Consider the following 23,229-nt stretch of genomic DNA (forward strand, 5'->3'; position numbering starts at 1 on the left):
CCTAACCCACCGCAAGAAAGGTCGCTTCCCATGGCTATCGATTTCCAGCTCACCGAATCACAGAAAGCTTTACAGGCAAGCGCGCGAACCTTCGCCGCCGAAGTCCTCAGCAAGGTCGCCCCCACCATCGCCCCAATCGCGCGACCGGAAGACCGGTTCTACGCCACGCGGCCGTTCTACGATGCCATGGTCGACGCCGGCTTCATCAAGGCGTTGCTGCCCGCCTCGTTCGGCGGCAGCGCCCTGACCACGCTGGATTTTGCCTTGGCTGCCGAAGAACTCGCCGCCGCCGACGTCAACTTGCCTTCGGCCTTGCTGGGCACCGGCCTGGGTTTGCACGCGGTGCTGCACCACGGCACCGAGGAGCAGAAGCGCCGCTTCCTGCCGGACTTCGTCGAAGATGGCTCGCGCCTGGCCGCCCTGGCCTTCACTGAGGTCACCGGCGGCGCTAACTACGACAGCTCCGCCCCCTCCGCCGGCGTGCAGACATTCGCCCGCCTCGAAGGCGACGAATGGGTCATCAACGGCGCAAAGCACTACACCACCAACAGCACCGGTTGGGACGGCAAGGGCGCGCACCTGTACAGCGTCATATGCCGCACCGATGCGGCCCTGCCGCCGCAGCAATCGCTGGCGGTCATCATGGTGCCCGGCAGCGCCCAGGGCATCGAGATCGCGGGCTTTCTCGATACCGTCGGCCATCGCGCGACGATCTCGCCGCGCATCCATTTCAACAATGTGCGCGTGCCGGCGGCCAATATTGTGGGCAAGCCGGGCGATGGCATTGCCATGGTGGAAGATGCCTTCTCCTGGACTGCGGCGCTCATCGGCGCGGCCTGCGTAGGTGTGATGCGCGCGGCCTTCGACGTCGCCTTGAAGTTTGCCCGCACCGACAAGCGCTCCGGCACGGTGCCTGTGATTGAGCACCAGAACGTTGGCTTCATGCTGGCCGATATCAAGATGCGCATCGAGGCCGCGCGCTACCTGACCTGGAAAGCCTGTCACCAGCTCGATATCACCCAGGGACGCAGCCGCGAACTGGCCATCATCACCAAGGTTCACTGTTCGGAACTGTGCGTTCAGGCTGTCTACGATGCCATGCGCGTTGTCGGTGTCGATGCCTATACCGACCTCTACCCGTTGGCCGGCCTGATGCAGGACGCGCTGTGTTTTCCCCTGTACGACGGCGGCAACGTGGGGGTCCGCCGCCGGCAACTCCATGCGCTGCTGCGCTCGCCGGCCTACGACGCCATGGCCGGCGCAGAGGCACGCAATTGAAACGGCCCCCAGGCCACGAGGCGTAAGCGCCGAGCAACTGTCCTTCCCAGCACAACGAATGACCGCCCCAACAAAGCGACTTGGGGCACGTCCCCCCTATCTTTGTCATGCGCACTGCCGCGTTGTCCTGTGTCGCCGCACTTCGCCGACCGATCAATGACAGATGACTACTCGAGAGAGGACTTCCGTAATGACCCAAGCATTCTCCAGCGTCGCCCGCAGGACCGGCCACGTGTCAAAGGCCGGTACCCACTCGCCCCTGAGCTGCATGAACAAGGTATTGGCCTTGGCCTGTCTACCGATGGTCACGATGGTGCCGATGACCGCGCGCGCCATCGATGTGGACATCGGTGATTTCGTCCCGGCGCCGGAGGGTACGACGGCGGGGTTGCTGTACCTGCAGCATGCCGAGCGCAACAAACTCTATGCCCAGGGACGGCAGACGGCGCGGGATCCTCGGCTGGTCTCGGATGTCGGTATCGGGAGGCTGGTGCACTACACCACGATTGGCGGGCTGACGGTAGGCCCCCAGATCCTGGTACCGTTTGGCCGGCTGGATGCCGGGCGCGACACGAGTGCACTGGGCAAGACCAGCGGGGTAGGTGACATTATCCTGGCCGCACCAATCTGGTTGATCAACGACTCAGCGTCTCGCACCTATCTAGCCATAGCGCCCTATCTGTACCTTCCAACGGGTAGCTATAGCCACGACCGCCCGCTCAATCTGGGTGAGAACCGCTGGAAATTTGATTTACAGGTAGGTTTCGTCAAAGGGCTGACCGACAATTGGTATGTCGATTTGACCGGCGACGTCATGTTCCACGGCAAGAACGACAACTACGGCGCTGCCGGCGACACGCTCAAACAGAAACAGCTCTACCAGGGGCAGGGATATTTGCGTTACCAGTTCACGCCCGGAGCCAACGCTTTCGTCGGCCTGTCGCAGACCTGGGGCGGTGAGACCCGAGTCAATGGCGTTGACAGCGACGACGAGGCTCGGCAACGAAAAATCAGCGTGGGTGGCAGTTACTTCATCCGCCCGAAGACGCAGGTGCTGGTGGCGCTCGGGCGCGACCTTGAGGTGGAAAATGGCTTCAAGGAAAGCGCCCGCATCAACGTTCGACTGTTGCAGGTGTTCTGAGCAAAAATCTCATTCAGGGCTACTCGATAACGCCTGGCGTTGAAACATATCCGGGCATGGGGCGACCAGGCGTAATCGAACAGCATTTGCCCTCAATTGACGCGTAACCCGCTACTGATAACGGCTTACCGAAAGGTAGAGCGTTTTTTATGCCTTGAAAAAAGTGCCTGGGGCATACTCGCAGCCCCCTCCTGGATACAGAACTGAGCCAATAGGATGTCCCTTCATGAGCCTTGATGTGTTCGCAATCATCATGCTGGGCGCGGCGTTGCACGCGACTTGGAATGCCGTGGTCAAGGGCGGTGACAACAAGCTGCTGACCACCTGCATGATCGCGTCCATTGCATCGCTGATCGCATCGACGGTCATTCCGTTTCTAGAGCTGCCGGCCAAGGAAAGTTGGCCCTTCATCGGCGCGTCGGTGATTTTGCAGGTGGTGTATTTCGTGCTGGTCGCCTCGACTTACCGCATTGCCGACATGAGCCAGACCTACCCGATCATGCGCGGTACCGCGCCGTTGCTGGTGGCGACAGCGAGCGTGGGACTGTTGTCCGAATCCTTGTCCTCATTTGCCTGGCTCGGCATTGCCATCATCTGCATCGGCATTTTGAGCATGGCTGCCGCCCCCAGCATCGGTCAGCGAAAAGGGATGCTCCTGGCGCTGGTCAACGCGGCGGTCATCGCCGGCTACACCCTTATCGACGGTGTGGGTGTGCGCAAATCCGGCGCCCCGGCGGCCTATACGCTGTGGATATTCCTGCTCACCGGCATCGCGCTTGCCGTATGGGCATTTGCCGTCAGGCGGCGCGAATTCTGCCGCTATCTGGCGCGCCACTGGCGCCCAGGTGTTATCGGTGGCTTCGGCACCGTCGTGTCCTACGGCCTGGCGCTTTGGGCAATGACGGCGGCACCGATCGCCACGGTTTCGGCGCTCAGGGAGACGTCGATCCTGTTTGGCGTGGTGATCTCGGCACTGGTGCTCAAAGAGCAACTGACCCGCCGCCGCATCATGGCTGCGTGCATCATTGCCAGTGGAGCTATGGTGTTGCGGCTGGGCTGACGCGCCGGTCGAACCCATGACACGCCCGGGAGGACTGCTCTCCAAACAAATCACCCGCCGCCCTATCAAATGAGACCGCTTCTCATTAATATGCCTGCTATTCGCGCAACGCCGCATCAGGGTATCGGGGCCATGGAGACAGGGACGCCAGGGGATCAGGAAAAACTCAGCGCCGTTTTTATCGGGCAGCGCAGTGCGTTAATCCGTATGCTGTCGCGCGTCGTCGGCTGTTCGAGCCAGGCGGAGGACCTGGCCCAGGAAACCTACCTGAAGGTGGCGAAAGCGCTGTACGCTCGCCCTATCGAACACTTGAAGCCGTTTCTTTATCAAACTGCGCAGTACCTGGCTTTTGATCATCTGCGCAGTGTGCGCAGTAAAAGGCGCTATGAGTGCCATCTGGCCGAAAGCCTGGTTGTCGAGGTGCCCACCACGGCACCCGGTCCGGAGAGCCAGGCCCAGGGCCAACAACAACTGCTGCAGTTTCAACAGGTGCTCGCTACCTTGCCCAAACGCCAGCAACAAATCCTGGTATTGCATCGATTGCATGACCTGTCCCAAAGCGAAATCGCCCAACGCCTGCAGGTGTCGTTGAGCACGGTGGAAAAAGATCTGCGCCAAGCCCTCACTGCCTGCGTCAAGCAAACGACCGACCATGATTGATCGCGCCGACACCCCCGATGCCATACGTAAGCAGGCGACCGACTGGTTCACCCTGCGCGATGAGACGGTGCGCAACCCCATCACCCGCCAGCGCTTTGAGCAGTGGCGTGATGCGGATCCCCGGCACGCCACGGCGTATGCGGAACTGGCCGCGATGTGGGAAAGCCGCGCCTTCGAGCAAGCCTTGAAAAACCTCGCCAGCGACCTGGAATTGCCCCCTGCCCCGCAAGCCGCCACGCACCGCAAGACACGCTTCATGGCTGCCGCCGCTGCCGTGTTGATCACGCTGGGCATCGGCTGGATGACCGATGTGCCGATGCGCCTGCAGGCTGACCACATGACCGACGTTGCGCAGTTGGAACGCTTTGACCTGGAGGACGGCTCGCACATCGTGCTGGGCAGCCGCAGCGCAATCAGCATCGCTTTCGACGGCGCTCATCGCCGCATCAAGCTGCTGCGTGGCGAGCTCTACGTCGAAGCCGCACACGACTCAGAGCGCCCTCTTAGCATCGAAACCGCCGAGGCCAGCGTGACCGTAGTCGGCACGCAATTCAGCGTCAGCCAGCGCGACGGGGGCGTCACCGTCGCCGTGCGACAAGGCCAGGTGCGCTTCGCCAACCGCAAGGGCGAACAGAGCCTGTTGCAGGCGGGCAACTGGCAACGGTTGCTGGGTGGGCATCTGCAACCGCTGTCCCTGGAAGGTGGCGAACAGCAGATGGCCTGGATCAACGGACGGCTGTCGTTCCAGAACGCGCCGCTGGCACAGGTGTTGTCAGAGATCCGTCGCTATTACCCCTCACCGATCCTGCTATTGAACGATACCGCTGCCGGTGAGCGGGTCAGCGGCAATTACCAATTGGATGACCCCCAGGCGATCGTGCAGGCGTTGAGTAGAGTCACTTCCACCCACATCCAGCGCCTGCCGGGTGGCATCCTGATTATTCGCTGATACAGAGCCCCTGACACCGTCGCAAAAAGTTTTACGGCTTTCGAAGCTTCAACCCGTCAAGAACTTTGCCTTTGCAAATCATTCCTATTTCTAACGGGGCTCACATGTACTTTCCAGCACTCAATCCGACCCACGCCCGTAGCATCCTTGCGCTTGCCGTCTGCCTGGCGTGCAACACTGCGGTTGCCGTGGAACCGGCGGGCAAGCCGGCCATTCGTGAAGCAGCAGATACCCGCAGCTTTGCCATAGCGCGTCAGTCGCTGGTCAATGCCCTGGATCAATTGAGTGTGCAGAGCGGGCTGCAAATTGCCTATGCGGCGGACTTGGCCCAAGGCGTCGAGTCGCCTGGCGTCAGCGGCCGCATGACCGCCCTGGAGGCGCTGGCCCAGTTACTCAAAGGCACGCCCCTGAGCTTCGAGCTCAATGGTCCCAACGCGGTCATACTGACCCGCACCGCACAACCCGGCGCAGCCCTGCAACTGGGCACCACCACCGTGATCAGCAACCAACTGGGCACCGTCACCGAAGGCACCGGCTCCTACACCCCGGGCACCATCGCCACGGCCACGCGCCTGGTGCTGACCCCGCGTGAAACGCCGCAGTCCATCAGTGTCGTTACCCGCCAGCACATGGATGACTTCGCCCTTGACAGTGTCGACGACGTGATGCGCCATACCCCTGGCATTACCGTGTCGGCCTACGACACCGACCGCAGCAATTACTACTCGCGCGGTTTTTCGATCAACAATTTCCAGTACGACGGTATTCCCTCAGCCGTACGCAACGTGGCCTATTCGGCGGGCAACACCCTGAGCGACATGGCGATCTATGACCGGGTCGAAGTGCTCAAGGGTGCCTCCGGCCTGCTCAGCGGCGCCGGTTCCCTGGGCGGCACCATCAACCTGGTGCGCAAGAAACCTACGGCGGAATTTCTCGGCCACATCACCACGGCGGCGGGCACCTGGGATCACTACCGCACGGAAGTGGACGTCAGCGGCCCGCTGACCGAAACCGGCAATGTGCGTGGGCGTGCGGTGGCGGCCTATCAGGACAACAAGTCGTGGATCGACCGCTACTCGAACAAAAGCTCGGTGTTCTACGGCATTCTCGAATTCGACCTGTCACCCGACACCTTGCTCACCGTGGGCGCCGATTATCAGGACAGCAAACCCAAAGGCTCCACTTGGTCCGGCAGCTTCCCGCTGTTCAACTATGCCGGCGAGTTGAACAATGCCAAGCGCTCCTTCAGCAATGCCACTGATTGGAGCAGTTGGCAGCAATACACCCGCACGGTGTTCGCGAACCTGGAGCACGACCTCGGCGACGGCTGGGTGACCAAACTGCAACTGGACCACAAGCTCAACGGCTACGACGCCCAGATGGGTGCGATCCAGTTCTACCAGCCGGCGGCGGACGGCACTGCCAATATCAACGCCCAGCGCTACAAGGGCGAAACCACCAGCGACTCGGCCGACCTGTATATCAGCGGTCCGTTCAATTTCCTCGGGCGTGAACATGACCTGGTGGTCGGTGGATCCATCAGCACCGCCCACTGGAAGGGCAAGGGCTATTGGGACGAAACCTTCCCCACCGCCAACCTGGTCGACTACGTCAACTGGCATGGCAACCTGGCCAAGCCCGACTGGGGCGTGGCCTCCCAAGTCACCGACGACACCATTCGCCAGACCGGCATGTACCTCACCACCCGCTGGAACCTCACCGACGACCTGAAACTGTTGCTCGGCGGGCGCGTGGTCGACTACACCCTGACCGGCAGCACCGATACCTACCGTGAAACCGGACGCTTCATTCCCTATGCCGGGGCCATCTATGACCTCACGGACAACCTGTCGGCCTATGTCAGCTACACCGATGTCTTCATGCCCCAGGAAAGCTACAACCTCGACCGTAACCGCAAGTTGATTGACCCGGACGAAGGCGAGAACTATGAAGTGGGCCTCAAGGGTGAGTTCCTCGACGGTCGCCTGAACGCCAGCTTGGCGTACTTCGAGGTGAAGGAAAGCAACCGCTCCCTGCCCGACGATGCGTACAACAACCAAACCCCGACGCCGCCCAACTTTGCCTTCAAGGGCACCGACGCGACGACCAAGGGCTACGAACTGGAACTGTCCGGCGAAATCGCTCCAGGCTGGCAGTTGCAGGGTGGCTACACCCACAAGGTGGTACGCGACGACGCCGGCAAAAAAATCTCGACCTTCGAGCCCGAGGATCAAGTGAGCATGTTCACGATCTACAAGCTCAAGGGCGAGCTGGACAAAGTCAGCGTCGGCGGTGGCCTGCGTTGGCAGAATACGGTGTGGCAGGACATCTACAACAGCCCCAAAAACACCACCGAGAAATTTTCCCAGGAGTCCTACTGGGTGGTGGACCTGATGACGCGCTACCAATTCACGAAAAACCTGTCGACCACGCTGAACCTCAATAACGTGTTCGATAAGCCGTATTACACCAACGTAGGCTTCTACAACTCCGCCATCTACGGCGCACCGCGTCACTTCATGCTGACCACGCGCTGGGACTTCTGATTGCCTGAGCCACACGGCCTATCCCGGGGTAGGCCGCTTTTGACGCCCTCCCTTACCACTGTTAGTGTCCAGCCTCCCCCCACGCACGGAGTGCTTCACGGTGAAACTGGACATCTACCAAGTCGACGCCTTCAGCCAACATGCCTTCGGCGGCAACCCTGCCGCGGTGTGCCCGCTCACCGAGTGGCTGCCCGATGAGCAACTGCAGCATATCGCCGCCGAAAACAACCTATCCGAAACCGCCTACTTCGTGCCCCGCGATGGGTTCTACGAGTTGCGCTGGTTTACCCCGCAAGTCGAAGTCGACCTGTGCGGCCATGCCACGCTGGCGACGGCGTGGGTGTTGATTCACGCGCTGGCGGATGCACCCCAGGTGCTGCGCTTTGCCACCCGCAGCGGCGAGCTACGGGTGACGCGCAACGGCGATGAACTGGCGATGGATTTCCCCGCCCGGCAACCACAGCGTTGCGAACCGCCCGCTGGAATGTTGAGTGCCCTGGGGATCGAGAGCGCCGACGTGTTCGGCACCGATGACTACATCGTGCTGGTGGATGACGAAGCCCAGGTCGCCGCGCTGACGCCTGACTTTGCGCGGCTCAAGGGCCTGCCCAAGCGCGGGATTGCAGTCACCGCCAAGAGCACCCGGTTTGATTTCATTTCGCGCTGGTTCGGGCCGAATGTGGGGATCGATGAAGACCCGGTCACCGGCTCGGCACACACCTCGCTGGCACCGTTCTGGGCCGAGCGCCTGGGCAAATCGCACTTGACGGCCGAGCAAGGGGGCCAGCGCAAGGGCCAATTGCACTGCGAGCTGCAGGGCGACCGCGTGATTATTTCCGGCAAGGCAGTGTTGTACATGCAAGGCACGATTTACCTGTAAACCGCAGCGCCCCATGGACAACAGATCATTCGCACAATGAACGGAGTTCAGCACGTGTTTTCGATTTCCCGCCGCCAACTGTCGCTCATGGCGGCAGCCCTTGCCCTGGCTGCCTGCCACACCCCGGTCAACGAACAGCCACCGGCACCGGAGTTGGGCTCGGGCTATCGCACCGACCTCAGCACCCGCCATGCCGAGCGCCATATGGCCGCCGCTGCCAACCCGCTGGCGGCCGAGGCCGGACGCGAGATGTTGCGCCAGGGCGGGTCGGCCATTGACGCTGCCATTGCGATGCAGGCGGTGTTGACCCTGGTGGAACCACAATCCTCCGGCATTGGCGGCGGTGCGTTCATCATGCTGTGGGATGGGAAAAACGTGCACGCCTATGACGGGCGGGAAACGGCCCCGGCCGGGGCGACCGAGCGGTTGTTCCTGAACGCCGACGGCACGCCGATGGCCTTCACCGACGCGCAGATCGGCGGGCGTTCGGTGGGCACGCCAGGGGTGCTGCGGGCCCTGGAAATGGCCCATAGGAAGACCGGCCGCCTGCAATGGGCCCAGCTGTTCGAGCCGGCGATTCGCTTATCGGAGCAGGGCTTCGCGATTTCACCGCGCTTGCACAGCCTGATCGCCGCTGACCGCTTTATCCCGCAATCGCCGGAGATGGCGGCCTACTTCCTGAATGCCGATGGCACGCCTAAAGCCACCGGTACACGACTGAAAAACCCGGCGCTGGCCGCTGTGTTCAAGCGCATCGCCAAGGAAGGACCGGACGCCTTGTACCACGGGCCGATTGCCGATGAGATTGCGCGCAAGGTGCAGGGCAACCGTAATGCGGGCAGCCTGACTCAAGCCGACCTCAAGGGCTACGTCGCCAAGGAACGCGTGCCGCTGTGCACCGATTACAAGCGCTGGAAAGTCTGCGGCATGCCGCCGCCGTCCTCAGGCGGGATTGCGGTGGCGCAGATGCTCGGCACATTGCAGGCCCTGGAAGCCCGCGACCCGCACCTGGCCATCGCGCCGATGACACCGATAAAAAGCGCCTCGCCTGCCGGGCTTGAGCCCACGCCCGAGGCCGTGCACCTGATCGCCGAAGCCGGTCGCCTGGCCTTTGCCGACCGCGCGCTGTACGTGGCCGATGCGGACTTCACACCGGTGCCGGTGGCCGGCCTCGTGGCTCCGAATTACCTCGCACAGCGTGCCACGCTGATCGGCGAGCGCAGCATGGGCATCGCCAAGCCGGGCCGACCGGCGGGTATTCAAGTCGCCTACGCACCAGACCGTTCGCCACTGCGCATCTCCACGTCACAAGTCGTCGCCGTCGATGACCTGGGCGGCGCCGTGTCGATGACCACCACGGTGGAAGCCGCGTTTGGCTCCCATGTAATGGTCCAAGGCTTTTTGCTCAATAACCAGATGACCGACTTCTCCTTCATCCCCGAAGAAAACGGCCAGCCGGTCGCCAACCGCGTGCAACCCGGCAAACGCCCGCGCTCGGCCATGGCGCCGACCCTGGTGTTCGACCGCGAGAGCGGTGAGTTGCTGGCCACGCTCGGTTCGCCGGGCGGCTCGCAAATCATCGAGTACGTGAGCAAATCCCTGGTGGCGATGCTCGACTGGAACCTCGACCCGCAAACCGCCATCGGCCTGCCCAATTTCGGCAGCCGCAATGGGGCTACCGAGCTGGAGGCGGGCTTGTTCAGCCCAGGCCTGAAGCAGGTGTTGAAGGACAAGGGCCATGAGCTGAGCGAGATAGACATGACCAGCGGCATCCAGGCCATCGTGCTCAAGCGGGACGCCCAGGGTAAGGTGTCGCTCAGCGGCGGCGCCGACCCTCGGCGCGAAGGCGAAGCGCTCGGCGACTGACTTTATTGAACGGAGGTGATCCCTTGCATCAGGCTGAAAATCTCGCTGCCATCCCTGGCATCGACCACAGTTTCTGTTCGATCGATGACCCACGGCGCCCGGATGAAGTGTTCATCTGCAAGCAAGTGCACAGCGCCTCGGTGATTGAATGGCAGGCGGGACAGGTGACCAATACGATCGAGGCCGATGCAGTGTCGACGCATCGCGCTCACCCGATTGCGGTGATCACGGCAGATTGCCTGCCCATTCTGTTCGCGTCGAAAACCGGCGAACGGGTAGCCGCAGTCCATGGCGGCTGGAAGGGGCTGCAACGCGGGATTATCGCCAACGTCATGCAGCACTTTGCCGCCGAGGGGATTGCAGCCGACCAACTGCAAGTGGCTATCGGCCCATCGATCAAGCCGTGCTGTTATGAAGTGAGCGAAGGGTTTATCGCCGAGTTCCAGAGTGACCAAGGGCACCTGTGGCAACACGCCCAGGCACCGTGGTGCTTCGTGCAACCGGCACCGCTGCTGTCCCCGGAAATTACCCCGCCCCATGCACGGCAAGCAGGCAGTGCGTGGTTTGACTTGAGCGGGTATGGGTTGTTGCTGCTGCAAGCGGCGGGTGTCAAGCGGGAGCAGATCGAAGTGAGCGAAGTGTGCACCTACTGCACGTCGCCGACGTTTGCCAGCTACCGCAGAAGGACGCATCAGCCGGAGGAAGCGAAGACGTTGATTTATTCGTGGATTGCTCGTAGACCCTGACGAACCTACGCGCCCTTGTGGCGAGCGGGCTTGCCCCGCGTTGGGCTGCGAAGCAGCCCCAAAATATAGCCCCGGACCTGCTTGGCACACTGCAGCGCTCTTATTGGGGCTGCTACGCAGCCCAACGCGGGGCAAGCCCGCTCGCCACAGGTATTTATCCCATCCGTTAACGGCTGATCTTCAACCCCTTCCGCCCCGCATGCCGCTCCAACGCCAGCTCGATCAACCGGCTCACCAGCTCGCTGTAACTCATGCCCGCTGCCTGCCACAGCTTGGGGTACATGCTGATGCGAGTGAAGCCGGGCAGTGAGTTGATTTCGTTGATCAGCACTTCACCATCGTCGGTCAGGAACACATCGACCCGCGCCAACCCTGCGCACCCCAACACTTCAAACGCCTCAAGGGCCAAGCGGCGGATCCGCTCACTGGCTGCATGGCTGATGTCGGCCGGCACCACCACCTGGGCCGCCTGGCCGTCGATGTATTTGCTGTCGTAGGAGTAAAAGCCGCTGTTCACCACGATCTCGCCACAGCCGCTGGCGACAGGGTTTTCGTTGCCCAGCACGGCGCATTCAATTTCGCGGCCCTCGACCGCCGACTCCACCAGCACCTTTTGATCAAAACCCAGGGCCAGTTCAACCGCGGCGTGGTACTCAGCCTCGTTGCCAACCTTGCTCACACCCACCGAAGACCCCTGGTTGGCCGGTTTGACGAACATTGGCAGGCCGAGTTTATTCACCGCTGTGTCAAAGGAAGTACGCGCGGCGTTGCTGCGGGTCAGGGTGATGAACGGGGTCACGGCAATGCCGGCATCGCGCAGCAGGCGTTTGCTGATGTCCTTGTCCATGCACACTGCCGAGCCGAGCACGTCGGAGCCGACGAAAGGCAGGTCAGCCATGCGCAACAGGCCTTGCAGGCAACCATCTTCGCCGAGGGTGCCGTGGACGATGGGGAAGATCACATCGATGTGTGCCAGCAGCCCGTTGCCGGAGGTTTCCACCACCTGCTGGCTGGCCTTGCCGGGTACCACCGCCAATTCGCGATTGGATTGGTTAAGGGCGATGAGTGCCGGGTTTTCCTGGTTGATCAGGAAGTTCGAGGTGTCGTTGAGGTGCCAGTGGCCGGCCTTGTCGATGCCGATCAAAACCGGCTCGAAGCGTGTGCGGTCGAGTGCATCGACAATATTGCGCGCCGACTGCAACGAGACTTCGTGCTCGGCCGAACGGCCACCAAAAATAATCCCTACCCGCACCTTGCTCATGACCCGGCCTCACTGTTGAAAGTAAGGCTTCTTACCACGGACGGTCAGCGATTCGCTACCAGGTGTGCGCCGAACAACACGTAGCAACCGCCGGCAAAACGGTCGAGCCATTTGCGCGAGCGGCTGTAGAGGTTGGCCATGTGCGCACTGGAAAACACCAGGGCCACGCAGGCATACCAGCTGAACGACAAGCTGGCCATGGTGATCACCGCCAGGGTCAGCAGCATCGGCGACGGCGACGGCGGCATGGTGGAGGCGAAGATGGTGGCGACGAACAACGCGGCCTTGGGGTTGGACAGGTTGCCCAGTAACCCCAGGCGCCAGGCGGAAAACAACGAGCGGCGCGCTTCGTCCGGCAACAAGCTCTGGCCCATCGCCGGTGCCGAGCGCTTGAACAGTTTCAGCCCCAGGTAAATCAGGTAGCAGCCGCCGATGATCTTGAACGCCAGGTACAACATGGGCGCGGCGGTAAACAGCGACTTGATGCCCAGCCCACCCGCCAGCCCCCACATGATCGTGCCGGTAGCCACGCCCGCCGACGCCACCACGCCATGACGGCGCGAACAACTGGCGGCCAACTGCGCGGTATTGAAGAAGTTGGGACCCGGCGTCACCACCGCCACCGTCCACAGCAGGGCCAGCGAGACCAGAGGCGCCACATAGGTGGGGTTGATAAATTCCATTGGGCGGTTCCATCAGCGCAGGGCACGAGCAGGGAGCATAGACCTCGCCCGCCGCCTGCACAAACGTACAAGACCCCGGCAGACAAGGGATGCAGACTGGGTTAACGTGTTTCCACCTCTTTTTGTGACAAGCCACCATGGGCAAACCGACCCGCAACTTCGACTGGCTGCACCGTGCCCCCCATGCCAGCGGCCTGGACCGTATCGAGGCGTACTTCGCCGGTTTCGCCTTCGACCCCCATCGCCACGACACCTATGCCATCGGGCGTACCTTGTCTGGCGTGCAGAGTTTTCACTACCGCGGCGACATGATCCATAGCCTGCCCGGCACCACCATGGTGCTTCACCCCGATGAGACCCATGACGGTCACGCCGGCAGTGACGAGGGTTTCAAGTACCGAATGATTTACGTGGAGCCGTCGCTGATCCAGCAGATCCTTGGCGGCAAGCCGTTGCCGTTTATCCCCAGTGGTTTATCCACTGACCCAAGGCTGTTCCGCGCCAGCGAAGTGCTGCTGCAGAACCTTGATCATCCGATTGACCCGTTGCAGGAACAGGACGCGATGTTCGACCTGGCCCACGCGTTGAGCAACGCCGCTGGCGCCATCGTCAGCCGCAAGACCTTCGATTACGTCGCCGCCGAGCGCGCCCGCGAGTTTATCCACAGCGCCCTGGGCCGCAGCATCACCCTGGACGAAATGGCCGACCACGCCGGCCGCGACCGCTGGGCATTGTCACGGGACTTTCGCGTGCTGTTCGGCACCAGCCCCTATCGCTACCTGACGATGCGCCGGCTGGACCTGGTGCGCAGTCTGCTGGCGCAGGGGCAGTCGCTGGTGGACGCGGCGCTGACCGCCGGCTTCACCGACCAGAGCCACATGACCCGGCAATTTCGCAGCACCTACGGTATGCCGCCGTCGCGATGGGTGAAGATGCTCGGGCGCTGAGTGCGCTTATAGCGAATGCCCATCGATGGGCTCGCCGATGCTCAGGAAATGCCCACCCGCTACATGGTGCAAGGTGCGTAACTGATCATGCCCTTCAAAGTGCCAGCGGCCTTCGCTGAACACGCGCTCGTCGGCATAGGCCGCAACTACTTCGCCGAGGAACAGGTCATAGGTCTGCTGGTTGTGGGGCTCGGGGAGCAAGCGGCATTCCAGCCAGGCTACACAGCCTTCCAGCAACGGCGCCTCCGTGTGTTCACCGCTGAAGGTTTGCAGGCCATAAGCGGCGAACTTATCACTCTCAGTGCCGGTGGTATTGCCGACCGTCTGCACGAGGTCGACCTGGGCCACACAGGGCACCTGCAGCACGAAGGTGCCGGAGCCTTCCAGCAATTGGCGAGTCCAGGTGGCCTTGTCCAACACCACCGCGACTTTCGGCGGTTCGAAATCCAGCGGCATAGCCCAGGCAGCCGCCATGATATTGCGCTGGCCGTTGTGGGCCGCACTCACCAGTACGGTTGGCCCGTGATTGAGCAAACGGTAGGACTTGGACAACGGAACGGGGCGGCAGTGAGTAGGGCTCATGGAGGATCGGCTCTTCAAACGAAAAAGCCTACGATACCCCAAGCGTCAGCCCTATGGATCAGCTCGACAGTTGGCTAGTGAATCGTCCTACGCGTTGAGCGCCAGCATATTTAACTGCCGTTATTTCGACACACGCCCATGACTTGGTACTCCAACGTAGTGAGCTTGCCGCTGGAGTCTTCATAGGTCATGCGCGAAGGCACGGTACTGCACGCGCGGATCGGCGGCGTCACGTTGACCACCTTGGCAATGTCCAGCTTCATCCCATAGCGATACGCCTGCACTTGGGGCACTGGCTTGCCGTTTCTCACGGCGTAATCGGCCATGGCCTTTTCATTGCGCTCCATCATCAGGGCAAAGGTGCGATCACCGCCGCCTTCGGCCAATGCACCGAAAGACAGGACGGCCGTTAATACACCCAGAGCGGTTTTATAAAAGTTCATCACCTATTCCTCGACTGAAAGTTCAGTGCCGAGACTAACGAACGAACCCTGACGCGATGTTCACCAGAACATTACTTATTTGTTAGGTGGCGACGAGCTTCCAGAATTGTAATGTTCACGCCACCCAATCGTTATCCACGGTTTGCAACTATCAGCCCGGGCCAGATCAATAAGAACGCCCGCCTCCATAAGAAGCTGATAACTGCCAACACCGAGGAGCGAAACATGCGGATCCGTTACTACACCCTTCCCCTTTCACTGATCGCCACATTGCCCCTGGCAGCCGCGGCCGCGGAAGACAAACCTGAAGGGTTTATCGAAGGCAGCAGCGTGAACGTGCTGGCGCGCAATTTTTACTTCAATCGCGATGACCGCAAGGGCCAATCCAGCCCCACCGGTAATGGCTATTCCGAAGCCTGGGCCCAGGGACTGATCGGTAAATTCGAATCCGGCTTTACCCAGGGCACCGTGGGTTTTGGCCTGGACGCCTTCGCCATGGTCGGCGTGAAACTCGACTCGGGCACCGGCCGCAGCGGCGGCAAGGGCTCGTTCGGCATGCTGCCGGTGGACAGCAACAACCATCCCGAAGACAACTACAGCAAGGTCGGCGGCGCGGCGAAACTGCGGGTATTGGACACGGTGATCAAGGCCGGCGACGTGTTCCCGCTGACTCCCGTGGTGGCCTACGGCGATTCGCGGGTGTTGCCGGAAAGCTTCCGTGGCGTGACCCTGCAAAACACCAGCCTGGAAGGCCTGACCTTGCAGGGCGGGCGTTTGAGCGGCATGAGCCAACCCAACGAAAGCGGCATGAACAAAGGGTTCGCAACGTTTTACGCCGGCCCGGTCGATTCACCTTGGATCGGCTACTTCGGCGGCGACTACACCGTGAACAAACACCTCGGCCTGAGCCTGTACAGCAGCCGCCTGAAGGACGCCTGGGACCAGTACTACGTCGGCAGCGCCGCCAGTTACCCGCTGAACGAAGACGTTTCGCTGTTCGGCGACATCAACTACTACAAGGCCGTGGATGAAGGCAAAAAGCTGCTGGGTGAATTCGATAATAGCATCTGGAGCGCCCGGCTCGGCGTGAAGGTGGGCGCCCACAGCCTGGCCGTGTCGCACCAGCGCAACAACGGCGATGACGACTTCGATTACCTGCGCCAGTCGGACTCGATCTTCCTCAACAACTCGATCCAGTACAGCGACTTCAACTCGCCCAAGGAGCGCTCGTGGATGCTGCGCTACGACCTGGACATGCAGCCATTCGGCATTCCCGGCCTGTCGTTCATGACCCGCTACGGCAAGGGCACCGGCGCCGACTACAGCAACGCCAACGCGGTGTATATGCGCCGCGATGCCGCCGGCGATCCGCTCACCGACCAGCGCCGCTGGGAGCGGGATATCGAAGCCAAGTACGTGGTGCAAAGCGGCAACTTGAAGGATTTATCACTGCGTCTGCGCCAGGCCACCGTGCGCTCAAGTTCATTCGAGTCCGACCTTGAAGAAGTCCGCGTCATTATCGAATACCCACTGGCGGTGCTTTAAGACGCGCTTACATTCACTTGCCGATGCCCTACATCTGTTCACAGGTTGAAGTCTGTCAGAACTGTAATATCGGCCTCACCTTCTCGTTAAGTTGCACTTTTTATATTGCGCATCGAACACTTCTCATCTCTGCGGCTTTTGTGTAGCTCCTTTGGAACAGAGATGAATTTTATACGCCCCAGCCGGGGCGTTTTTTTTGCGTGCCCGGTCAGTGACGAATCGTCGCACCGGCCTGACGCGGCTTGACCCTAAAGCTACTTCAGGCTTCAGAGTTTTCCTACAGCCTATTCAAGCCTCTATGAGGCCATCTCCTTTCGTTTTCCTTGAAGGTAAATCCCCATGCGTATCCTTGTGGTTGAGGACGAGCAGAAAACCGCCGATTACTTGCAGCAAGGCCTGACCGAAAGTGGCTACGTCGTCGATTGCGCCGCCAGCGGCATCGACGGCCTGCACCTGGCCCGGCAGCACACCTACGAACTGGTGATCCTCGACGTGAACCTGCCCAACACCGACGGCTGGGAGGTACTGGAACAACTGCGCCGGGACGGCAACCAGCGCGTGATGATGCTGACCGCGCGCGGCCGCCTGGCCGACAAGATCAAGGGCCTGGACATGGGCGCCGACGATTACCTGGTCAAACCCTTCGAGTTCCCCGAACTGCTGGCCCGTGTGCGCACCTTGCTGCGCCGTAGCGAACATATCCCGCTGCCGGATGTGCTGCGCGTCGCGGACCTGGAGCTGGACCCGCGCCGCCATCGCGCCTATCGCGGCAGCCGGCGTATCGACCTGACCACCAAGGAATTCGCCCTGCTGCATGTGTTGATGCGCCAGGCCGGCGAGGTAATGACCCGCACGCAGATCATCTCGCTGGTGTGGGACATGAACTTCGACTGCGACACCAACGTGGTCGAGGTCTCCATCAGCCGACTGCGGGGCAAGGTCGATGACCAGAGCGAGGTCAAGCTGATCCACACCATTCGCGGCGTGGGTTATGTGCTGGAGGCGCGCCAATGAGGACCAGCAGCCTGTCGATGCGCCTGGGACTGACGGTCAGCCTCATGGGCGCCGGGCTGGTGGTGCTGCTGGCGACCCTGGCCTACCTGGCCTTGACCCATGAGCTGGAAAAGCTCGCGCGCAAGGGCCTGGAAAGCAAGATGGAACAGCTCCAGCACAGCCTCGCGCTGGGCCTGGACACCCACGCAATCAAAGCCCGTCCCCACTCGTTGCTGGACCTGGTGATGGGCCACGACAATTTCTACCTGACCATCGTCGGCACCGCACCCGATAACGCGGTGCTGCTCAGTGTCGGTGCCAAACCCCAGGAACCGTTGCTGACCGACTTCTCCCCCCGGGAAACCCTCGGTTACCTCAACTGGCAAGACCAGGACGGCAACCAGGTACTCAGTGCCTCCAGCCTGATGCGCCTGGCCAGCGGCGAGCGCGTACGGGTGTTGCTGTCGCTGGACCGCAGGGATGACCAGGCCCTGCTCAGTGCCTACCTGCGCGCCACCCTCATCGCCCTGCCGATGCTGCTGATCCTTATCGGCATGGGCGCCTGGTGGCTGGTGCAGCGTGGGTTGGCACCTTTGAAGCAGTTCAGCCATGTCGCGGCCCAGGTAACGACCCAGGACCTGACCCACCGCTTATCCATCGACAACCTGCCCCAGGAGCTGGGCGAGTTGGCGCAAAGCATCAACGTAATGCTGCGTCGCCTGGACGCCGGTGTGCAGCAGCTGTCGCAGTTCTCCGACGACCTCGCCCACGAGCTGCGCGCGCCGCTGACCAACCTGATGGGCAAGGCCCAGGTGACCCTGTCCCGCGAACGGCCCTCGGAGGAGTACAAGGCGGGGCTGGAATCCTGCACCGAGGAAATGGAACGCCTGTCGCGCATCGTCTCCGACATGCTGTTCCTGGCCCAGGTCAGCCATCCGGCGGCGCGTGCCGGATTTGGCCCGGTGTCACTGGGCGAAGAAGCACAACGGGTGATGGCGCTGTTCGCCCTCAGCGCCGAAGACAAACACGTGACCCTCAGCCTGCGCGGCGACGCCTGGGTAACGGGCGATCGCCTGATGATCCAGCGAGCCATTTCCAACCTGCTGTCCAATGCCATCCGCCACACGCCCGAAGGCTCCAGCGTGCTGCTGCTGGTGGAGACCTACGACCAGAGCGTGGCGTTGTCGGTGGGCAACCCCGGGCGTGGCATCGAAGCCCACCACCTGCCGCATCTGTTCGAACGTTTCTACCGCGCCGACAGCAGCCGCACCCGCGCCGAAGGTGGCACGGGGCTTGGGCTGGCCATTGTGCAGTCGATCATGCAGCTGCATCAGGGGCACGCCCACGTCAGCAGCCAGCCCGGACGGTTCACACGGTTCAACCTGGTGTTTCCTCTTCCCGGCGATGAGCCCACTGGTACAACGCCGGCAGCACCAGCAAGGTCAGCAAGGTAGAAGAAATGATCCCGCCGATCACCACCGTCGCCAACGGACGCTGCACTTCGGCGCCGGTGCCGGTGGCCAGGGCCATGGGGATAAACCCCAGGGAGGCCACCAGCGCGGTCATCAATACCGGGCGCAGGCGGGTCAGCGCACCCTCGTGGATAGCCACCGACAGCGAGCGTCCTTCCTCGCGCAGGTTGCGGATGAAGGCAATCATCACCAGGCCGTTGAGCACCGCCACGCCGGACAAGGCGATAAAGCCCACGCCTGCCGAGATCGACAGCGGAATATCGCGCAACCACAGCGCCATGATCCCGCCGGTCAACGCGAACGGAATCCCGGTAAACACGAGCAGTCCGTCCTTGAGGTTGTTGAACATCATGAACAACAACCCGAACACCAGCAGCAACGCCACCGGCACCACGATCTGCAAACGCTCGGCGGCTTCCTTCAACTGTTCGAACTGGCCGCCCCAGGTGGTCCAGTAACCTGCCGGGACTTTCACCTGCGCCGTGATCGCCGCCTCGGCCTCGTCCACGAACGACCCCATATCCCGCCCGCGCACGTTGGCACTGACGATCACCAGACGCTTGCCGTTCTCGCGGCTGATCTGGTTCGGGCCGAGCACCAGGTCCAGGCTGGCGACCTGGGACAACGCAATGAACCCCAACTGCCCCGCCGCATTCCCGGCCAGTGCCGGCACTGGAATCAACAGCCGCGACAAGCCGTCGATATCAGTACGCAGCGCGTCGGACAAGCGCACGACCATGTCGAAACGCCGGTCACCTTCATACAGGGTACCGGCCTGGCGCCCACCGACGGCGACGGCAATGGTGTCCTGCACATCGCCGACATTCAGGCCAAAGCGCGCGGCCTTGTCACGGTCGATATTGATGGTCAGCACCGGCAGGCCGGACGTCTGTTCGACCTTCACTTCCGAAGCGCCATCGAGGCCTTGCAAGGTCTCGACAATGTCTGCGGCGGTAGTGTTGAGCACCGCCATGTCGTCGCCGAATACCTTCACCGCCACATCACTGCGCACCCCGGAGATCAGCTCGTTGAAACGCAGCTGGATCGGTTGCGACAGCTCGTACGCACTGCCCGGCACAATCGCACTGGCGCGCTGGATATCGGCGATCAGGGTTTCGCGGAATTTATTCGGGTTCGGCCATTGCGCCTTCGGTTTAAGCATCACGTAGCTGTCGGAAATATTCGGCGGCATCGGGTCGGAGGCGATTTCCGCCGTGCCGGTACGGGCGAATACCCGTTCGATTTCCGGCACCTGGGCCATCAAGGTTTTTTCCAGTTGCTGCTGCATCTGCACCGATTGCGTCAGGCTGGTGCCGGGCACGCGCAGGGCCTGTTGGGCGAAGTCGCCCTCACTGAGGCTGGGGATAAACTCACTGCCCATGCGGCTGGCCACCATGCCCGACGCAACAATGGCCAGCACGGCCAAGCCGAACACCAGTGGCCGGCGCGCCATCACCCAATCCAACACCGGCCCATAGGCCCGGCGTGCGGTACGCATCACCAGGTTTTCTTCTTCCTTGACCTTGCCGGTGACGAACAGCGCAATCGCCGCTGGCACGAAGGTCACCGACAAAATCATCGCCCCCAGCAGCGCGATCACCACGGTAAAGGCCATGGGGTGGAACATCTTCCCGGCCACACCGGTGAGGGCGAAGATCGGCAGGTACACGACCATGATGATCAGCTGCCCGAAGATCAGCGCACGCCGCGCTTCCTTGGCCGCCGCGAATACCTCGTGCAGGCGCTCGCTGCGGGTCAGCAAACGACCATGGCGCTGCTGCGCATGGGCCAGGCGGCGGATGGCGTTCTCGACGATCACCACCGCGCCGTCGACGATAATGCCGAAGTCCAGCGCGCCGAGGCTCATCAGGTTGGCGCTGACTTTGTGGGTGAACATGCCGGTAAAGGTGAACAACATCGCCAGGGGAATCACCATCGCGGTGATCAGCGCCGCGCGGATATTGCCAAGGAACAGGAACAGCACCGCGACCACCAGCAGCGCACCCTCGAAGAGATTTTTCTTCACGGTGGCAACGGCTTTTTCGACGAGGTTGGTGCGGTCGTAGACGGTCACCGCCACCACGCCTTCGGGCAGCGAACGGTTGATTTGTTCGAGCCTGGAAGCCACCGCCTGGGACACCGTGCGGCTGTTTTCTCCGATCAACATAAACACCGTGCCCAGCACCACTTCACGGCCGTTTTCCGTGGCGGCGCCGGTACGCAGCTCACGGCCGATCTCGACCTGGGCGACATTGCGCACACGGATCGGCGTGCCGTCGGACGTGGTGATGACGATATTGGCGATGTCGTCGATGGACGCCACCTGCCCCGGCGCGCGGATCAACAATTGCTCGCCGCTGCGCTCGATGTAGCCGGCACCGACGTTGGCGTTGTTACGCTCCAGCGCCGTGACCAGATCGTTCAAGGTCAGGTTATAGGCCGCCAGGCGCTTGGGGTCGGGGGCGATCTGGTATTCCTTGGCGAAGCCGCCGATGGTGTTGATCTCGGCCACACCGGGCACGTTGCGCAGTTGCGGCTTGATGATCCAGTCCTGGATCACCCGCAGGTCGGTCGGCGTGTAGGGCGTACCGTCGTCCTTGCGTGCGCCCTCCTCGGCCTCCACGGTCCACAGGAAAATTTCCCCGAGGCCGGTGGAAATCGGCCCCATCGCGGTTTCAATCCCCACAGGCAATTGCTCGCGGGCCACTTGCAGGCGCTCGTTGACCAACTGGCGGGCGAAGAACAGGTCGGTGCCGTCCTTGAAGATCACCGTCACCTGGGACAAGCCGGAGCGTGACAGCGAACGGGTCTGCTGCAGCCCCGGCAAGCCGGCCATCGCGGTTTCGATGGGAAAGGTAATGCGCTGCTCGGTCTCAAGCGGCGAAAAACCGGCCGCCGCCGAGTTGATCTGCACCTGTACATTGGTGATGTCGGGCACCGCGTCGATGGGCAGTTTCTGATAGCTGGCAATGCCGACACCGGCCATCAACAGCACCGCCAGCAGCACGATGATGCGCTGCTCGATGGCGAATTGGATAAGGCGCTCAAACATGGGAAATCACTCGCAGGATCAATGGGCGTGCTCGGCCGAGCCCTTGCCCAATTCGGACTTGAGGATGAAGCTGCCGGTGGTGGCCACCTGAGCACCGGCCTCCAGGCCCTGGCGCACTTCGACGTAGCCGTTTTCACTGGCGCCAAGCTCAAGATGGCGGGTGATAAAACCGTCAGGCGTGCGTACGAAGACCGAGGGTTTTTCCTCGACGGTCTGGATCGCCGTTTGCGGCACGGTGACCTTGGCCTGGTAGGTGTCCGTGGCCAGTTGCACGGTGACGAACAGTCCTGGGCGCCAGGCGTCGTCGGGGTTGGGCACCGTCACACGCACGGTGGCGGTGCGTGTTTGCTCGCCGAGCAAATTGCCGACATAGGCCACGCTGCCCTGCACATCGGTGCCCATTTCCGTGGAGCTGACTTTCACCGGTTTGCCGAGCCGGACCTTGTTCAAATCCTTGGGAAATACGCCGAAGGTGACCCACACCTGGGACAGGTCAGACAGCGTGAAGGCGTTACTGGTCTCGCTCACCACCTCGCCGACACCGAGGTGCTTTTCCACCACCACGCCTGTGAACGGCGCACGCAGTTCGTAACGATTGCCGCCGGCCAGCACGGTGTTGCCGCTGAGCGCGGTCATCTTTTGGCGGGCATTGTTCAAGGCGATTTCAGCTTCTTGCAGGGTTTGGCGCGCCAGCAGGTAATCCTGCTCGGCGGAGATCTTGTCCTGCCACAACTGGCGTTCACGCTGGAAGGTAATACGCGCCAGTTCAACCCGACGCTCGCTGGCCGCCAGCTCACTGCGCTGGTCGGAAATCTGCTGGCTGGCGATCACCGCGAGCAGCTCGCCCTTCTTCACCGCCTGGCCAAGATTGACCTTCACGGATTCCACCACACCGGCCGCGCGCGGGACGATATGCGAGGTACGGTCTTCGTCGAAACGCACCTCCCCCGGCAGCGTCAGCAATGTGCTGATCGACCGGGGTTGGGCCTCGGCGAGCTCGATGCCGGCGGCCTGGATTTGTTGTTCAGTCAGCTCGAGCGTGCCTTCTTCTTCCTCGGCGTTGGCCACGCCGGACAGCATCAGGCCCAAGGCGACGGCAAGCGCCACGCCGTGTCGTTTATTCAT

Annotated in this window: 19 protein-coding genes; 13 read left to right on the forward strand and 6 right to left on the reverse strand. The window is 61.9% G+C overall.

Translation table 11 applies throughout. The annotated features are described in order from the left end of the window. Nucleotides 1-30: 30 nt before the first annotated feature. From BFP99_RS25335 to pgeF, 9 genes are all read left to right on the forward strand, one after another. Nucleotides 31-1,278 (forward strand): acyl-CoA dehydrogenase family protein, encoded by a 1,248-nt coding sequence (locus BFP99_RS25335; protein WP_065948490.1) that lies wholly within the window; start codon nt 31-33, stop codon nt 1,276-1,278. A 190-nt stretch (nt 1,279-1,468) separates the two neighbouring features. After that, a complete protein-coding gene (locus BFP99_RS25340) occupies nt 1,469-2,419 on the forward strand; it encodes a transporter (protein WP_235865543.1) in 951 nt (316 codons plus the stop codon). A 226-nt stretch (nt 2,420-2,645) separates the two neighbouring features. Then, nucleotides 2,646-3,479 (forward strand): EamA family transporter, encoded by an 834-nt coding sequence (locus BFP99_RS25345; protein WP_065924009.1) that lies wholly within the window; start codon nt 2,646-2,648, stop codon nt 3,477-3,479. 132 nt (nt 3,480-3,611) lie between these two features. Continuing rightward, entirely contained in the window at nt 3,612-4,139 is a 528-nt protein-coding gene (locus tag BFP99_RS25350) for an RNA polymerase sigma factor (RefSeq protein WP_065948510.1), read from the forward strand. After that, nucleotides 4,132-5,088 (forward strand): FecR family protein, encoded by a 957-nt coding sequence (locus BFP99_RS25355; protein WP_065948491.1) that lies wholly within the window; start codon nt 4,132-4,134, stop codon nt 5,086-5,088. Before BFP99_RS25350 ends, BFP99_RS25355 begins: the two co-directional genes overlap by 8 nt. A gap of 104 nt (nt 5,089-5,192) precedes the next feature. Next, complete coding sequence (locus BFP99_RS25360; RefSeq protein ID WP_065948492.1) at nt 5,193-7,634, forward strand: TonB-dependent siderophore receptor; 2,442 nt, start codon at nt 5,193-5,195, stop codon at nt 7,632-7,634. A gap of 100 nt (nt 7,635-7,734) precedes the next feature. Continuing rightward, on the forward strand, nt 7,735-8,514 hold the full coding sequence (locus tag BFP99_RS25365; protein WP_065924006.1) for a PhzF family phenazine biosynthesis protein: 780 nt from the start codon (nt 7,735-7,737) through the stop codon (nt 8,512-8,514). A 36-nt stretch (nt 8,515-8,550) separates the two neighbouring features. After that, nucleotides 8,551-10,380, forward strand: a complete 1,830-nt coding sequence (gene ggt / locus BFP99_RS25370) for a gamma-glutamyltransferase (RefSeq protein WP_065948493.1) — start codon at nt 8,551-8,553, stop codon at nt 10,378-10,380. 23 nt (nt 10,381-10,403) lie between these two features. Then, a complete protein-coding gene (gene pgeF, locus BFP99_RS25375) occupies nt 10,404-11,126 on the forward strand; it encodes a peptidoglycan editing factor PgeF (protein ID WP_065948494.1) in 723 nt (240 codons plus the stop codon). 166 nt (nt 11,127-11,292) lie between these two features. On the opposite strand, the gene ddlA is transcribed toward pgeF, so the two are convergent. Continuing rightward, nucleotides 11,293-12,387, reverse strand: a complete 1,095-nt coding sequence (gene ddlA, locus BFP99_RS25380; RefSeq protein ID WP_065948495.1) for a D-alanine--D-alanine ligase — start codon at nt 12,385-12,387, stop codon at nt 11,293-11,295. Nucleotides 12,388-12,431: 44 nt separating this feature from the next. Continuing rightward, nucleotides 12,432-13,070: a LysE family transporter gene (locus tag BFP99_RS25385; protein ID WP_065924002.1), complete on the reverse strand. Its 639-nt coding sequence runs from the start codon at nt 13,068-13,070 to the stop codon at nt 12,432-12,434. A gap of 137 nt (nt 13,071-13,207) precedes the next feature. Between BFP99_RS25385 and BFP99_RS25390 the strand changes: the two genes are divergently transcribed. Next, nucleotides 13,208-14,017 carry an AraC family transcriptional regulator gene (locus BFP99_RS25390; protein WP_065948496.1) on the forward strand — a complete coding sequence of 270 codons (810 nt, stop codon included), beginning with the start codon at nt 13,208-13,210 and terminating at the stop codon, nt 14,015-14,017. Between the two features lie 6 nt (nt 14,018-14,023). Here the strand turns inward: BFP99_RS25390 and BFP99_RS25395 are convergent, their stop codons facing one another. Together BFP99_RS25395 and BFP99_RS25400 are read right to left on the reverse strand one after the other, a co-directional pair. Further along, nucleotides 14,024-14,599 carry a flavin reductase family protein gene (locus BFP99_RS25395; protein WP_065948497.1) on the reverse strand — a complete coding sequence of 192 codons (576 nt, stop codon included), beginning with the start codon at nt 14,597-14,599 and terminating at the stop codon, nt 14,024-14,026. Nucleotides 14,600-14,709: 110 nt separating this feature from the next. Next, on the reverse strand, nt 14,710-15,042 hold the full coding sequence (locus BFP99_RS25400; protein ID WP_065923999.1) for a DUF2790 domain-containing protein: 333 nt from the start codon (nt 15,040-15,042) through the stop codon (nt 14,710-14,712). Between the two features lie 225 nt (nt 15,043-15,267). On the opposite strand from BFP99_RS25400, the gene BFP99_RS25405 reads away from it, so the two are divergent. The 3 genes from BFP99_RS25405 to BFP99_RS25415 all read left to right on the forward strand — a co-directional run bounded on the left by BFP99_RS25405 (nt 15,268) and on the right by BFP99_RS25415 (nt 19,034). Beyond that, entirely contained in the window at nt 15,268-16,587 is a 1,320-nt protein-coding gene (locus tag BFP99_RS25405; RefSeq protein ID WP_065948498.1) for an OprD family porin, read from the forward strand. Nucleotides 16,588-16,926: 339 nt separating this feature from the next. Then, complete coding sequence (locus BFP99_RS25410; RefSeq protein WP_027606942.1) at nt 16,927-17,601, forward strand: heavy metal response regulator transcription factor; 675 nt, start codon at nt 16,927-16,929, stop codon at nt 17,599-17,601. Then, a complete protein-coding gene (locus BFP99_RS25415) occupies nt 17,598-19,034 on the forward strand; it encodes a heavy metal sensor histidine kinase (protein WP_065948499.1) in 1,437 nt (478 codons plus the stop codon). Before BFP99_RS25410 ends, BFP99_RS25415 begins: the two co-directional genes overlap by 4 nt. Here BFP99_RS25415 and BFP99_RS25420 read toward each other — a convergent pair. Beyond that, complete coding sequence (locus BFP99_RS25420) at nt 18,958-22,104, reverse strand: CusA/CzcA family heavy metal efflux RND transporter (RefSeq protein WP_065948500.1); 3,147 nt, start codon at nt 22,102-22,104, stop codon at nt 18,958-18,960. The two genes, BFP99_RS25415 and BFP99_RS25420, sit on opposite strands and share 77 nt — an antisense overlap. Nucleotides 22,105-22,122: 18 nt before the next feature. Beyond that, complete coding sequence (locus BFP99_RS25425; RefSeq protein ID WP_065923995.1) at nt 22,123-23,229, reverse strand: efflux RND transporter periplasmic adaptor subunit; 1,107 nt, start codon at nt 23,227-23,229, stop codon at nt 22,123-22,125.

Source organism: Pseudomonas sp. 1 R 17 (assembly GCF_900067035.1).
Classification (GTDB): Bacteria; Pseudomonadota; Gammaproteobacteria; order Pseudomonadales; family Pseudomonadaceae; genus Aquipseudomonas; species Aquipseudomonas marginalis.

What these genes read in the sequence shown, in the direction of transcription:
- BFP99_RS25385 (WP_065924002.1), bottom strand. Translation starts at nt 13,070, where the DNA reads ATGGAATTTATCAACCCCACCTATGTGGCGCCTCTGGTCTCGCTGGCC.
- BFP99_RS25335 (WP_065948490.1), top strand. Translation starts at nt 31, where the DNA reads ATGGCTATCGATTTCCAGCTCACCGAATCACAGAAAGCTTTACAGGCA.
- BFP99_RS25400 (WP_065923999.1), bottom strand. Translation starts at nt 15,042, where the DNA reads ATGAACTTTTATAAAACCGCTCTGGGTGTATTAACGGCCGTCCTGTCT.
- BFP99_RS25360 (WP_065948492.1), top strand. Translation starts at nt 5,193, where the DNA reads ATGTACTTTCCAGCACTCAATCCGACCCACGCCCGTAGCATCCTTGCG.
- BFP99_RS25415 (WP_065948499.1), top strand. Translation starts at nt 17,598, where the DNA reads ATGAGGACCAGCAGCCTGTCGATGCGCCTGGGACTGACGGTCAGCCTC.
- BFP99_RS25345 (WP_065924009.1), top strand. Translation starts at nt 2,646, where the DNA reads ATGAGCCTTGATGTGTTCGCAATCATCATGCTGGGCGCGGCGTTGCAC.
- BFP99_RS25390 (WP_065948496.1), top strand. Translation starts at nt 13,208, where the DNA reads ATGGGCAAACCGACCCGCAACTTCGACTGGCTGCACCGTGCCCCCCAT.
- ddlA (WP_065948495.1), bottom strand. Translation starts at nt 12,387, where the DNA reads ATGAGCAAGGTGCGGGTAGGGATTATTTTTGGTGGCCGTTCGGCCGAG.
- BFP99_RS25405 (WP_065948498.1), top strand. Translation starts at nt 15,268, where the DNA reads ATGCGGATCCGTTACTACACCCTTCCCCTTTCACTGATCGCCACATTG.
- BFP99_RS25410 (WP_027606942.1), top strand. Translation starts at nt 16,927, where the DNA reads ATGCGTATCCTTGTGGTTGAGGACGAGCAGAAAACCGCCGATTACTTG.
- BFP99_RS25420 (WP_065948500.1), bottom strand. Translation starts at nt 22,104, where the DNA reads ATGTTTGAGCGCCTTATCCAATTCGCCATCGAGCAGCGCATCATCGTG.
- BFP99_RS25395 (WP_065948497.1), bottom strand. Translation starts at nt 14,599, where the DNA reads ATGAGCCCTACTCACTGCCGCCCCGTTCCGTTGTCCAAGTCCTACCGT.
- BFP99_RS25340 (WP_235865543.1), top strand. Translation starts at nt 1,469, where the DNA reads ATGACCCAAGCATTCTCCAGCGTCGCCCGCAGGACCGGCCACGTGTCA.
- BFP99_RS25425 (WP_065923995.1), bottom strand. Translation starts at nt 23,229, where the DNA reads ATGAATAAACGACACGGCGTGGCGCTTGCCGTCGCCTTGGGCCTGATG.
- ggt (WP_065948493.1), top strand. Translation starts at nt 8,551, where the DNA reads ATGAACGGAGTTCAGCACGTGTTTTCGATTTCCCGCCGCCAACTGTCG.
- BFP99_RS25355 (WP_065948491.1), top strand. Translation starts at nt 4,132, where the DNA reads ATGATTGATCGCGCCGACACCCCCGATGCCATACGTAAGCAGGCGACC.
- BFP99_RS25350 (WP_065948510.1), top strand. Translation starts at nt 3,612, where the DNA reads ATGGAGACAGGGACGCCAGGGGATCAGGAAAAACTCAGCGCCGTTTTT.